This window comes from Roseivivax sp. (assembly GCF_054552075.1).
This window is the reverse complement of the sequence record NZ_JBTOLZ010000004.1, coordinates 223,872-235,723: the sequence shown is the minus strand read 5'-3', so window position 1 is coordinate 235,723 and position 11,852 is coordinate 223,872. Positions and strand designations below refer to the sequence as shown.

Sequence of the window (11,852 nt, the reverse complement as noted above, 5' to 3'; positions counted from 1 at the left end):
CCGCGCGGGGCGCTCACTTCGAGACCAGCGCGAGCGAGGGCGCGCCGCCCTCGGAGGACTGCCGCTCAGTGACCAGCCGATGGGCGTTGCGCCGGGCGGTGCGGGCGTGTTCGCGGGCCAGGAACTCGGCGCGGGATCCCTCGCGCGCGCCGATGGCGCCGAGGATGGCGCGGTGCTGCTCCTGTGCCATGGTCAGCGTCTTGCGGAACCGGGTCACCTGGCTCTCGTCGTCGAGGAAGGCCGAGGGCGAGGCAAAGGGCAGGGCGGTCACCCGCTCGATCTCGTGGCGGATCACCCGGCTGCCGGCCATTCGCGCCATGAGATCGTGAAACTTTGAATTTTCTTTTGCATACAGGTCCATATCTATCTCCTCGGCCTCGAGGATGCGGTCGATTTCGCGCAGGATGACCTCGCCTTCCTTCTGGTGTTCCGGGGTGATCCCGCGCTCTGCCGCAAGGCGCGCGGCGGTGCCCTCCAAAGTGCCCCTGAGCTCGATCGTATCGAGCACGTCGCGCATCTCGAAACGGCGGGCCTTGAAGCCGCCGCCGGCGATGCGTTCCAGCAGCCCTTCCTCGGCCAGTTTCGACAGCGCCGCGCGGACCGGCGTGCGCGAGATTTCGAGGTCATTGGCCAGCGCCACCTCATAGAGGCGTTCGCCGCCCGCGATGCTGCCGTTCAGGACCCGCTGACGGAGCGTGATGAGGGCGCGTTCGGTATGGGTTTTGGAGGACATTCTGCTGCCTGTGATGAAACACTTTGTGACGAAGAGGCTAGCATTTTCCCGTCTCCATGTATACATGATACGACATCAGACGCGGCGAAAATCGTCCCATCCGACGTGATTCGCCCCGCCGCGCGGGCCCGTCCGGGCGCCGCGGCACGCCAAGGGAGGAGAGGGCGCGATGACGAAGACGGCTCTGGTGATCTCGGCCCATGCGGCCGATTTCGTGTGGCGCTGCGGCGGCGCCATCGCGCTGCATGCCGCGCAGGGGATCGAGGTGACGGTGGCCTGCCTCAGCTTCGGCGAGCGCGGCGAAAGCGCCCGGCTCTGGAAGGAGGGCAAGAGCCTCGAGGAGGTGAAAGCCCTGCGCAAAAGCGAGGCCGAGGCCGCCGCCGAGGCGCTGGGCGCGCACCGCCTGGTCTGCTTCGACCTCGGCGACTACCCGCTCGAGCTGGACCGCGCCGACAAAATGCGGCTCGTCGACCTGATCCGCGAGGTGCAGCCCGGCTTCATGCTGAGCCACTCGCGCTACGACCCGTATAATACGGACCACAGCTACGCCACACAGCTCGCGCTCGAGACCCGGATGATCGCCCAGGCCTGGGGCCACAACCCCGGCGAACAGGTGCTCGGCGCGCCGCAGCTCTACCTTTTCGAGCCGCATCAGACCGAGCAGATGGGCTGGAAGCCCGACACCTTCCTCGACATCACCCCGGTCTGGGAGCGCAAGGAGGCCGCCATGCGCTGCATGAACGGCCAGCAGCACCTCTGGGAATATTACACCCGCGTCGCCCAGCAGCGCGCCAACCACTTCAAACGCAACTCCGGCGGCCAGTCCGGCGGCCGCGACTGCCGCTACGCCGAGGGCTTCGAGTCGGTCTTCCCCCGCACGGTGGACGCGCTGTGACCGGGGGCGGGGCCACACCGCCGCCCGGCTGGGGCGAGATCGCCCACCTCGGCCATGTCGAGCTTCTGACCGACCGCTTCGAGGAAAGCCTCGACTTCTTCACCCGGGTCTACGGGCTCAAGGTCTCCCTCCAGGAGCCGGACTGCGCTTACCTGCGCGCCTGGGACGACTACGAGTTCCATTCCCTGAAGCTCACCCGCCACCACAGCACCGGGGTCGGCCATATCGGCTACCGCGCCGCGAGCCCCGAGGCGCTGGAGGCACGGGCCGAGGCCATCGCCGCTGCGGGCCACAAGGTCCTCGGCTGGAACGAAGGCGACGCGGGCCACGGCCGGGCCTTCCGCTTCGAAGATCCCTTCGGCCATGTCTTCGAGATCTACTTCGACACCCGCCGCGCCGAGCCCGCCCCCGAGGACCGTCCGGCGCTGAAGAACATGGCCTCGCGCTTTCACGCCCAGGGGGCCTGCCCGCGCCGGATCGACCACCTGAACCTCCTGGCTTCGGACGTCACGGTCTTCCGCGACTTCATGCAGGACTGTCTCGGCGCCCGCGTGACCGAGATGATCCAGCTCGACAACGGGCGGATCGGCGGCTGCTGGTTCACCATCAACAACAAGACCTACGACCTGGCCTGCACCGAGGAGCAGGGCGGCGGGACCGCGCGGCTGCACCATGTCACCTATGCCACCGACCAGCGCGAGGACATCCTGCGCGCCGCCGACATCTTCCTGGAGAACGGCGTCCACATCGAGACCGGACCGCACAAGCACGCGATCCAGGGCACCTTCTTTCTGTACGCCTGGGAGCCCGCCGGAAACCGGGTCGAACTGGCCAATGCCGGGGCGCGGCTGATCCTCGCCCCGGACCATGCCCCCGTCGTCTGGACCGAGGCCGAGCGCCGCAAGGGCCAGGCCTGGGGGCTGAAGACCATCGAGACCTTCCATACCCACGGCACCCCGCCCGTGGAGCAGCGATAGGAGCGCCCGCCATGACCGTTCTGCCGTTTTCCAACCCGAAAGGCCCCGCGCGGGCCTCGCATGAGGCGCGCGAACTGCTCTCGGGCTTCTCGATCGAGGTCATGCCCCGCACCGCGGCGAAGATCCCGGATTTCCGCAAGCTCCTGCCGCCCGGCACCCGGGTCTACATCGCCCAGATCGAGGGCACGCCCTTCGACGACATGCTCGCCACCGCCCGGCGCCTGCAGGAGGAAGGCTTCACCGCCATGCCGCATCTGCCCGCACGGCAGATCCCCGACCGCGCCACGCTGGAGACCTGGCTGAAGCGCTACCGCGAGGAGGCGGGTGTGCGGGAGGCGCTGGTGATCGCGGGCGGCGGGGCGCGGCCTGTGGGCGCCTATGACAGCTCGCTGCAGATGCTGGAGACCGGGCTCTTCGACGCGCGGGGCTTCACCCGGCTGCATGTGGCGGGCCACCCCGAGGGCAGCCGCGACATCGACCCCGACGGCTCGGACCGCGAGGTCATGGCGGCCCTGCGCTGGAAGGCGGAGTTCACCGCGCGGACCGACGCCAAGATGGGCCTTGTCACCCAGTTCGCCTTCGATCCCGACCCGGTGCTGGCCTGGGCCCGGCGGCTGGCCGAAGAGGGCGTGGCGCTGCCCGTGCATGTGGGCCTTGCCGGGCCGACCAAGCTGCACACGCTGATCAAGTTCGCCGTGGTCTGCGGGGTCGGCCCTTCGCTGGGCGTCCTGCAGAAGCGCGCGCGCGACCTCACCCGGCTGGCCACCCCCTTCACCCCCGACGCCATGCTCGCGGCGCTCTCCGAGGCGACGGCGGCGCGGGACGCGGGGCATATCGCGGGCGTGCATCTCTTTCCCCTCGGCGGGCTCAAGGCCACCGCGGAATACGCCACGGGCGCGCTGGCCCAGGCCCCCGCAAGAGCGCGGGGCTGAGCCATGGGGGTTGTCGTGCAGAACATCGAGCGCGCCGATCCATCGGTGATCGAAGGTCTCGGCCGCGCGGGCGTCGCCACGGTGCACGAGGCGCAGGGCCGCAAGGGCTGCCTCGCCTCTCACATGCGGCCGATCTACGCCGGGGCGCGGATCGCGGGCTCGGCGGTGACCATCAGCGCGCCGCCCGGCGACAACTGGATGCTGCATGTCGCCATTGAACAGCTCCGCGAGGGCGACATCCTGGTGCTTGCCCCGACCTCGCCCTGCGACGCGGGGTATTTCGGCGACCTGCTGGCGACCTCGGCCCGGGCGCGCGGCGCGCTGGGCCTGGTGATCGAGGCCGGGGTGCGCGACATCCGCGAGCTGACCGAGATGGGCTTCCCGGTCTGGTCCCGCGCGATCAGCGCCCAGGGCACCGTGAAGGAGACGCTGGGCTCGGTGAACGTGCCGGTCGTCTGCGGCGGCCAGGCCATCGCGCCGGGCGACGTGATCGTCGCCGATGACGACGGGGTCTGCGTGGTCTCCCGCGCCGAGGCGCCCCAAGTGCTGGCCCGCGCCCAGGCCCGCGAGGCCGCCGAGGAGGAGAAGCGCCGCCGCCTCGCGGCGGGCGAGCTGGGCCTCGACATCTACGACATGCGCGGGCGGCTGGCCGAGAAGGGCCTGCGCTATGTCTGACGGTCCGGGCGGTCTGCCCTGCCTCTGGATGCGCGGCGGCACCTCCAAGGCGGCGGTCTTCCTGGCGCGCGATCTGCCCGAGGATCCCGCGGCGCGCGACGCGCTGCTTCTGCGGGTCATGGGCAGCCCGGATCCGCGCCAGATCGACGGGCTCGGCGGAGGCGATCCGCTGACCTCCAAGGTGGCGGTGCTGGCGCCCTCGGAGCGGCCCGGCGCGGATGTCGACTACCTCTTCCTGCAGGTCTTTCCCGACCGCGCGCTGGTCTCGGACGCCCAGGGCTGCGGCAACATCCTGGCCGCCGTGGGCCCCGCCGCCATCGAGCTGGGGCTGGTCGCCGCCGCGGAAGGCGAGACCCGGGTGGCGATCCACATGGTCAACACCGGCGAGGAGGCCCAGGCCGTGGTCGCCACACCCTGCGGCCGGGTCAGCTACGACGGCACCGCGCGCATCGACGGGGTGCCGGGCGCCCATGCGGCGGTGGCGCTGTCCTTCGGCACGCTGGCGGGCGCGCTCTGCGGGGCGCTTTTGCCGAGCGGCCGGGCCGTCGACCGGATCGAGGGCGTGGACTGCACGCTGATCGACAACGGCATGCCCTGCGTGCTCATGGCCGCCGAAGACTTCGGCCTGACCGGGCGCGAGAGCCCCGAGACGCTCGAGGGCGACGCCGCGCTCAAGGCCCGGATCGAGGCGATCCGCCTGGCCGCCGGGCCGATGATGGGGCTGGGGGATGTCTCGGAGAAAAGCGTGCCGAAGATGACGCTGGTCTCCGCGCCCGAAGGCGCGGCGTTGATCGCCACGCGCTCATTCATCCCGCACCGGGTGCATCGCTCGCTGGGCGTCTTCGCGGCGGTCAGCGTGGCGACCGGGGCGCTGCTTCCCGAGGGCCCGGCCCGCCGCGTGGCCCGGCCGACGGGGCAGGAGGCGGGCGCCTATGTGGTGGAGCATCCCGCCGGCGCGCTGACGGTGCTTCTGTCGCAGGACGAGAGGGGTGCTGTGACCCGCAGCGGCTTCCTGCGCACCGCGCGGAAGCTGATGGCGGGCGAGGTGTTCCCGGCGCCTGAGGGGTGAGTGGGTGGTCCGGTGCGCTGGGCGGGTGAGCCAGACAGCAGTAGGGCTGGCGTGGGCAGTATTGGCTGTTCCGAGGGGTTGTTGAGCGGGCGGCGCTTCGAGGTGCCCTCGCCACGAATGGCCCTCGGATGCGGCGCGCTAAACCCATTTTTATCAGGGTTTTATCCGGCGAAGCTCCAGTGAAGTGAGCTTTGGCCAGGGCTACCTGATGCCAGTCCGAACTCGCCACGCCACCCGCTCAGGCGTCGAGCCACATTACCAGCGATGTGCCCAGCAGCACCGCCAGCGCGAGATAGCCCGCGAGCTTGGCGCCGAAGCCCTGCGGGGGACCGGGCGGCAGCGGCTCGGCCTCGATGTCCGGGGCGGGCTCGTCGGTCAGGATCAGATAGGCGAACATCCCGATCAGCGCCAGCCAGGCCAGCCCGACCACCAGCCCCGAGCCCGTCGCGGTCATCGCAGGAATCCCCAGAGCAGCGCCGCGACGCCGAGGCTCAACCCGCAGGAGATCAGCGCGGTGACTTGCACCGCGCCGCTCGCGACCCGCTCGGGATCGGCGCGCCGTCCGCGCAGCACGCTGCGCAGGAAGCGCGTCTCGACATAGGCGGCGGAGAGCGAAATCGTGAGGTAGACCTGCGCGACCGCGGCGAAGCCGAGAACGACAAGCAAGGAGGCGGACATTTCGGATGCCTTGAAAACGGGGACAGCCCCCGGGCCGCGGCGGCCAGAGAGGCATCTGTGGCGCCGCCGGGCGCTTTGCCAGAGGGGGTGGGGGATTATTTTTTGGGAAGCTGGGAAGCTGGGAAGCTGGGAGATTTGGAGGCAGGAGACGAAGGCTGGGAGCTGAGAGCTCGGAGTTGGGAGCTAAGAGACGAGGGCAGGGAGCTGGGAGACCTGAGACGGGAGCCGCAGCCTTGGTGCTCTGACCAGCGGGCGCGGACCAGCGGGTTCGGATGTTCTCTGACTTCGCTGCCAAGGAGGGCCATCAACGGGCGACCGAGGAGGGGCGCCGCACCTTTCTTGGAACGTCCACCGACCTGGCCCAGAGCCTATTGCCAGGGCCCCCTCGGACCGCCGCCCGAGACCGCCACCCAGCCCAACAAATATTCCCCCGCGCTGACCTTGCGGAACGGCCTCGCGCGCCTGATCTCTCTTCAGCCGTCACGCGACGGTTTTTCCGCAAAGGACACCCGAGAATGTATCTTCTCTATGCCGCGGGGGCGAGCCTGGCCGGGCTCCTCGTCATGGCGGCGCTCTATGCCTGCAAGCGCTACTTCCGGCCCGGCGCGCTCCTGCGCGGGCAGATGGTCGACATGCTCCTGATCTCGCTTCTGGTCGGCGTCCTGCCCTTGGCGCTCGGGGCGCTGGGCGTCTTCGCCACGCGGCCCCTGGTCGAGATCGCGCCGCTGGGCCTGCCGCTTGCGGCTGCCTTGTTGGCGCTGAGCCTTGCGGGGCTCGGCCTGACCGCGCGGCTCTTCCGGCTGACGATGCTTCTGGTCAAGGCCGAGAGCGCCCCCAAGGCCAGCGTCACGCCTCTGCCGCCGCGCCCGCGCACGCCGGTCAGCCCGGCGCCGAGGATGCGGCGGGCGGCCTGAGAGGGTCTATGCGCGGCGGCTCTCCGGGGCCGCCGCGTTGGGTTTGGTGTGGGGGCGGGACCTAAGAGGCGGTCCTCAAAGGCTTTCCTTTCACCCCTGAAAACGCACCCCGGTGCCACTGGGTCTGCTTTCGCCGTGCGAAAGCCGCGCCGTGGCCGCTGCGCGCGGTTTCGCAAAGCGAAAGCGGATCCGGGGCCGCCGCGCCTGCCTTCGCGGTGCGAAAGCATACCCCCCCCTTCAACGGGCACCACGGAGGGCGCGCGGCGGACCGGGGGCCGGCGCTGCTGCCCTTCGAGCGAGGCGCTTTATCCTAGCAAGGTCAGGGCTAGTGGGGAGCTACGTGCACCGCACACAAGAGCGCCGGCCCATCGGGCCGGTCCGGCGCGCGCCCGGCACCTGCGGTGCTGTTCGGGCGCAAGAGGGGGCGGGGGTGTGGTTGAGGGTGCGCGTGCCGATGAGGGTTGCTAGGCAGATTGCCAAGCGGTCTGTTTGCGGACCTTCGCAGCGCAGAAAACATCCCCTCCAGCGGGGTGCGTGCCAGCGGCCATCTCGCTCCAAATTTACTCCTGCCACCACACCCCCAAAAACACCCCGACACCCCCCCCAAACCACCCGACCCGAATTATTTTCACCGCCCCCCGCGCGCCATCTTGAAAGCCTCCGGGGGCACACCGATTTGCCTGAGGCTCGGGCGGGCTGTCCGCCCCAGACACTCCACAGGAGAACTCAGACATGCGTCGTGCAGCAGTTGGTGCCATGGTGGTCGCTCTGTTCGCGGCCCCGGCTTTCGCCCTCACCGTGTCGGACGTCGACACCGATGGCGACAGCCTGGTTTCCTTCACCGAAATGGCGGTGGCCTACCCTGACCTGACCGAGGCGCTCTTCGCCGAGATCGACACCAGCGACGACAGCCTCGTCGATGAGGCCGAGCTCGCCGCCGCCCTCGACCAGGGCGTGATCCTGGAGCCCGCCGAGTAACCGCGCAGCCCCGCAAAGGCGCGCGCTCGGCGATAGAAGGATCGCTCCCATGGCCATGACCCCCTATGCGCCCAAACAGACCCAAATGTGGGCCTGGGGCGGCGCGGCCGTCGCGGCAATCGTGGTGATTGTCGCGCTCGGCTACGGCTTCGACTGGTTCGGCGGCACGGTCTCGGAAACGGGGACCCCGGCGGCCGATGTGGCGGCCCCCGCCGCCCAGTGAGCCCAGAGGCATCGTGACGACAAGGCCCCCGGCGGCGCTGCGCCCGGCGGGGGCCACCGCGGCTCCCCGGACCCCGAAAAACCACGGAGGCGGGGCAGGACACGGCCCCCCGGTCCCCGCAAAACCACGGGGGGAGGGGCTGGACGCGGGCGCCCGGCATGGCACATGGGCGTGGAACGGGGCATTCATGCCCCGAGGCCATGGCGCAGGCCGAGGCCCGGGACGGGCCGGGCGGCGCGCAACACAGGCGCAAGACAGGCGCAAGACAGGGGACCAAGCTCATGGATATCTGGCTGCCGCTTCTCGGAGGGCTGGTGCTGCTCGTCGCGGGCGGGGAGTTCCTGGTGCGGGGCGCCGTGCAGGTGGCGACCGCGCTCCGGGTCTCGCCCCTGGTCATCGGGTTGACGCTGGTGGGCTTCGGCACCTCGACGCCGGAGCTGGTGACCTCGGTGCAGGCGGCGCTCAGCGACGCGCCGGGCATCGCCTACGGCAATATCGTCGGCTCCAACATCGCCAATATCCTCTTGATCGTCGGCTGCGCGGCGCTGATCAGCCCCATGGTGGTGGCCTCCTCGGCGCTGAAGCGCGACGGGGCGGTGATGCTGGCGGTGGCGCTGATCTTCGCGGGGCTCGCGGCGCTGATGCCCATGGGCCGGCTCATCGGACTGGCCTTCGTGCTGGCGCTGGCGGTCTACATCTACATGGCCTTCCGGCAGGAGCGCGCGGCCTCGGAGGCGAACCACGGCGCGGTCTACGACAAGAGCCTGGCCCTGCAGGAAACCGACGCGGCGCTGACGCCCGAGGGCACCCCGCGCCGGGCGCTGGTGATCTCGGGGCTGATCGCGCTGGCGGGGCTGGTGCTGGTGGTCTTCGGCGGCCGCTTCCTGGTCACGGGCGCGGTGAGCCTCGCCCGCAGCTTCGAGATTTCCGAGACGGTGATCGGGCTGACCATCGTGGCGGTGGGCACGTCGATGCCCGAGCTGGTGACCTCGGTGGTGGCGGGGCTGCGCAAGCAGGGCGATGTGGCCTTCGGCAATATCGTGGGCTCGAACATCTACAACATTCTCGGGATCGGCGGCTTCACCGCGCTGATCGCACCGGGGCCGGTGCCGGTGGAGATCCTGCGCTTCGACAACCTGGTGATGCTGGGCGTGTCGGTGACGCTGGTGGCCTTTGCCTGGACGGGCCTGCGCATCGCGCGCTCCGAAGGGGCGGTGCTTTTGGCGGGCTACGTTGCCTATCTCTGGGTGATCTGGCCCTGAGCGGGGTGACCCTGGCGGTCTTTGCTTGCGGGCGAAAATCGAGGCGGGTCTGTCACTGCCTGGACTTCGCCCGCGCGCGGGCGGCGAGATAAGCGCCCGCTCCCCACCCGCCCCAGAAAAACAGGGCCTCTTCGCAGGTTTTGTCCCTTATCCGCACCCCTGAAACCCGCGCCCCGACACCCCCGCTCCCCGGGGCTACCCTGCGGTTTTCCCACCGGATTCCCGCAAAACTCCGTAGCACTGGGTATTCCGTGGGCCAGATGTTGCGGCTAGGGTCTGCGCACTCACGATCCGCTTGGGGAGGGCGGTGACGTCTGCGCATCACGCTGCGCCCGCGTCCGAAATGACCCTCCCGAGCCTTTAAAAAACTGGGAGGATATCATGGATCGTCGTTCATTCCTGAGAACGTCCGCACTTGGCGGCAGCGCGGCAGCCGCGTCCACGCTGGCCGCTCCGGCCTATGCGCAGGGCCAGCGGACGCTCACCATGGTCACGTCCTGGCCCCGCGGCTTTGCGGTGCTGGACGATGCGGCCAGCTAACTCGTCGACTACGTCAACAAGCTCTCCGACGGCGAGCTGACCATCGAGAAGAAGGCCCCCGGCGAGCTGGTGGGCGCGCTCGAGGTCTTCGACGCGGTCTCCTCGGGCCAGGCCGACATGTACCACTCGGCCGACTACTACTTCGTCGGCCAGCACCCGGGCTGGGCCTATTTCACCGCCGTGCCCTTCGGCGGCACCGCGCAGGAAGTGACCAACTGGTACTACCATGGCGGCGGCCAGGAGCTGCATGACGAGCTGGGCTCGATCTTCAACCTCAAGGGCCTGATCGCCGGCAACTCCGGCTCGCAGTCGGGCGGCTGGTTCCGCAACGAGATCTCCTCGGCCGAGGACTTCAACGGTCTGAAGTTCCGCATGCCGGGCCTCGGCGGCCAGGTGCTGGGCAAGCTTGGCGCCTCGGTGCAGAACATCCCCGGCGGCGAGCTTTACCAGGCGCTCTCCTCGGGCGCGCTCGACGGTCTGGAGTGGGTCGGCCCGATGGCGGACGAACGCGCCGGCTTCCAGGAAGTCGCGAAGATCTACTACACCGCGGGCTTCCACGAGCCGGGCTCGGCGCTGTCGGCCAACGTCAACCTCGACGTCTGGAACGACCTCACCGAGAAGCAGCGCAACATCCTGTCGATCGCCTCGCAGGCGGTGACGCACTACCAGCTGGCCGAGACCCTGGCCAACAACGGTGCGGCGCTGGCGCGTCTGCAGAGCCAGGGCGTGCAGACCCTGCAGTTCCCCGACGACGTCTGGGATGCCTTCGGCGCGGCCTCCAAGGAGGTCCTCGACGAGAACATGGGCGACGAGCTCTTCGCGAAGATCCGCAACTCCTTCGACGAGAGCCTCGCGGCATCGGCCTCCTGGATCAACAAGTCGGACGGCTACTACGTGCAGCAGCGCGTCCGCGTGCTCGGCCAGGGCTGATCGACATTTCAAACCAACAGGGGGTCCCGCCATCGCGCGGGGCCCTCACGCGTAATCGCTGACAGGCGTCCGGGCCGCGAAGACCCGGCGAGGGGGAGCAATGGAAGAAGAAGCGATCGGCCTTGGCGGGGCCTTCGCGGCACTGGGCTCTGGCATAGTCTGGGTGCTTCAGAACATCGCGATGGCATTCTACAACTTCGGCTACGCGGTGACCCATCCCGGCCTCTGGCTGGACTGGTCCAACCCCGAGGCGATCATGCGGGTCGTCTACTACGGCGGCTCGGTGGAATTCTTCTTCGTCGTCTTCACCTTCTTCCTGGTGCTGACCGCGGTCGGCATGTGGAAGAACAAGATCCTCTGGGGCACGGTGATCGGCCTCGAGGCCCTGGCCAACACGCTGGGGCGGATCTTCTGCTGGGCGGGCCTCCTGATGGTCCTGCAGCAGGTGGTGATCGTCTTCATGCAGCGGATCTTCACCCGGCCGGACATCTCCTTCGGCTTCGGGGTGCCGCTCGAGTTCGACATCTCCTGGTGGGCCGAGGAGCTGAAGCTCTACAACGCGCTCGTGGTGGCGCTTTGCCTGACCTATACCTTCGTGCAGAAGGGCCACGTCCGCGTCGACCTGATCTACGCGGCGGTCAGCTACCGCACCAAGCGGGTGATCGACATGTTCGGCAGCCTGGCCTTCATGCTGCCCATGGCGACGCTGATCTGGATGTATGCCTGGTACTTCCTCTGGCGGCACCTGATCGTGCCCAAGCCCTCGGCCTCCGAACCGCTCGAGCGGCTCGTGATGAAGGCCCGGGTGCTGCGCTGGAACGTCGAGACCATCGGCTTCAGCCCGAACGGCTTCACCGGCTATTTCCTCTTCAAGATCCTCCTTCTGGCCATTGCCGGCCTGATCTTCCTGCACGGCATCGCCTTCTTCTACCGCTCCTACCTCGAGTGGAAGGAAGGGCCCGAGAGCGAGGACAAACATCTCGACATCGACCGCCTCGACGATCCGGTCGAGGAGCACGCCCAGCGCGTCGACATCTAAGGGGCAG

General features: G+C 69.1%; 13 protein-coding genes and 1 pseudogene. 11 read left to right on the top strand and 3 right to left on the bottom strand.

Features of this window, described 5'->3' with window-relative positions; genetic code table 11:
* Positions 1-13: 13 nt before the first annotated feature.
* Positions 14-733: a GntR family transcriptional regulator gene (locus ACX938_RS05065; RefSeq protein ID WP_459430215.1), complete on the bottom strand. Its 720-nt coding sequence runs from the start codon at positions 731-733 to the stop codon at positions 14-16.
* A gap of 169 nt (positions 734-902) precedes the next feature.
* Here ACX938_RS05065 and ACX938_RS05060 point away from each other — a divergent pair, with 169 nt between their 5' ends.
* The 5 genes from ACX938_RS05060 to ACX938_RS05040 are packed head-to-tail and all read left to right on the top strand — an operon-like array spanning position 903 to position 5,281.
* Positions 903-1,628 carry a PIG-L deacetylase family protein gene (locus ACX938_RS05060; RefSeq protein WP_232755473.1) on the top strand — a complete coding sequence of 242 codons (726 nt, stop codon included), beginning with the start codon at positions 903-905 and terminating at the stop codon, positions 1,626-1,628.
* Positions 1,625-2,605, top strand: a complete 981-nt coding sequence (locus ACX938_RS05055) for a VOC family protein (protein ID WP_459430214.1) — start codon at positions 1,625-1,627, stop codon at positions 2,603-2,605. The genes ACX938_RS05060 and ACX938_RS05055 overlap by 4 nt, the downstream gene beginning before the upstream one ends.
* 11 nt (positions 2,606-2,616) lie before the next feature.
* Positions 2,617-3,537: a methylenetetrahydrofolate reductase gene (locus tag ACX938_RS05050; RefSeq protein WP_459430213.1), complete on the top strand. Its 921-nt coding sequence runs from the start codon at positions 2,617-2,619 to the stop codon at positions 3,535-3,537.
* 3 nt (positions 3,538-3,540) lie between these two features.
* Complete coding sequence (locus ACX938_RS05045) at positions 3,541-4,212, top strand: 4-carboxy-4-hydroxy-2-oxoadipate aldolase/oxaloacetate decarboxylase (protein ID WP_459430212.1); 672 nt, start codon at positions 3,541-3,543, stop codon at positions 4,210-4,212.
* Positions 4,205-5,281, top strand: a complete 1,077-nt coding sequence (locus ACX938_RS05040) for a 4-oxalomesaconate tautomerase (RefSeq protein WP_459430211.1) — start codon at positions 4,205-4,207, stop codon at positions 5,279-5,281. The genes ACX938_RS05045 and ACX938_RS05040 overlap by 8 nt, the downstream gene beginning before the upstream one ends.
* A gap of 238 nt (positions 5,282-5,519) precedes the next feature.
* Here ACX938_RS05040 and ACX938_RS05035 read toward each other — a convergent pair whose 3' ends face one another.
* Together ACX938_RS05035 and ACX938_RS05030 are read right to left on the bottom strand one after the other, a co-directional pair.
* Positions 5,520-5,735, bottom strand: a complete 216-nt coding sequence (locus ACX938_RS05035; RefSeq protein WP_459430210.1) for a hypothetical protein — start codon at positions 5,733-5,735, stop codon at positions 5,520-5,522.
* Positions 5,732-5,959: a hypothetical protein gene (locus tag ACX938_RS05030; RefSeq protein WP_459430209.1), complete on the bottom strand. Its 228-nt coding sequence runs from the start codon at positions 5,957-5,959 to the stop codon at positions 5,732-5,734. The genes ACX938_RS05035 and ACX938_RS05030 overlap by 4 nt, the downstream gene beginning before the upstream one ends.
* 515 nt (positions 5,960-6,474) lie before the next feature.
* Here ACX938_RS05030 and ACX938_RS05025 point away from each other — a divergent pair.
* From ACX938_RS05025 to ACX938_RS05000, 6 genes and pseudogenes are all read left to right on the top strand, one after another.
* Positions 6,475-6,873, top strand: coding sequence for a hypothetical protein (locus ACX938_RS05025; protein ID WP_232755480.1), 399 nt, complete (start codon positions 6,475-6,477; stop codon positions 6,871-6,873).
* Positions 6,874-7,605: 732 nt separating this feature from the next.
* Positions 7,606-7,851 carry a hypothetical protein gene (locus ACX938_RS05020; RefSeq protein WP_232755481.1) on the top strand — a complete coding sequence of 82 codons (246 nt, stop codon included), beginning with the start codon at positions 7,606-7,608 and terminating at the stop codon, positions 7,849-7,851.
* Positions 7,852-7,900: 49 nt separating this feature from the next.
* Complete coding sequence (locus ACX938_RS05015) at positions 7,901-8,074, top strand: hypothetical protein (protein ID WP_459430208.1); 174 nt, start codon at positions 7,901-7,903, stop codon at positions 8,072-8,074.
* Positions 8,075-8,355: 281 nt separating this feature from the next.
* On the top strand, positions 8,356-9,336 hold the full coding sequence (locus ACX938_RS05010; protein WP_459430207.1) for a calcium/sodium antiporter: 981 nt from the start codon (positions 8,356-8,358) through the stop codon (positions 9,334-9,336).
* 381 nt (positions 9,337-9,717) lie between these two features.
* Positions 9,718-10,806, top strand: a pseudogene (locus tag ACX938_RS05005) (TRAP transporter substrate-binding protein).
* 100 nt (positions 10,807-10,906) lie between these two features.
* The gene (locus ACX938_RS05000) at positions 10,907-11,845 is read left to right on the top strand and encodes a TRAP transporter small permease subunit (RefSeq protein WP_232755485.1); all 939 of its coding nucleotides are present in this window, start codon (positions 10,907-10,909) and stop codon (positions 11,843-11,845) included.
* Positions 11,846-11,852 lie beyond the last annotated feature (7 nt).

Coding starts and splice junctions, on each gene's coding strand:
- ACX938_RS05050 (WP_459430213.1), top strand. CDS start 2,617: ATGACCGTTCTGCCGTTTTCCAACCCGAAAGGCCCCGCGCGGGCCTCG.
- ACX938_RS05025 (WP_232755480.1), top strand. CDS start 6,475: ATGTATCTTCTCTATGCCGCGGGGGCGAGCCTGGCCGGGCTCCTCGTC.
- ACX938_RS05060 (WP_232755473.1), top strand. CDS start 903: ATGACGAAGACGGCTCTGGTGATCTCGGCCCATGCGGCCGATTTCGTG.
- ACX938_RS05015 (WP_459430208.1), top strand. CDS start 7,901: ATGGCCATGACCCCCTATGCGCCCAAACAGACCCAAATGTGGGCCTGG.
- ACX938_RS05010 (WP_459430207.1), top strand. CDS start 8,356: ATGGATATCTGGCTGCCGCTTCTCGGAGGGCTGGTGCTGCTCGTCGCG.
- ACX938_RS05000 (WP_232755485.1), top strand. CDS start 10,907: ATGGAAGAAGAAGCGATCGGCCTTGGCGGGGCCTTCGCGGCACTGGGC.
- ACX938_RS05035 (WP_459430210.1), bottom strand. CDS start 5,735: ATGACCGCGACGGGCTCGGGGCTGGTGGTCGGGCTGGCCTGGCTGGCG.
- ACX938_RS05040 (WP_459430211.1), top strand. CDS start 4,205: ATGTCTGACGGTCCGGGCGGTCTGCCCTGCCTCTGGATGCGCGGCGGC.
- ACX938_RS05065 (WP_459430215.1), bottom strand. CDS start 733: ATGTCCTCCAAAACCCATACCGAACGCGCCCTCATCACGCTCCGTCAG.
- ACX938_RS05030 (WP_459430209.1), bottom strand. CDS start 5,959: ATGTCCGCCTCCTTGCTTGTCGTTCTCGGCTTCGCCGCGGTCGCGCAG.
- ACX938_RS05045 (WP_459430212.1), top strand. CDS start 3,541: ATGGGGGTTGTCGTGCAGAACATCGAGCGCGCCGATCCATCGGTGATC.
- ACX938_RS05020 (WP_232755481.1), top strand. CDS start 7,606: ATGCGTCGTGCAGCAGTTGGTGCCATGGTGGTCGCTCTGTTCGCGGCC.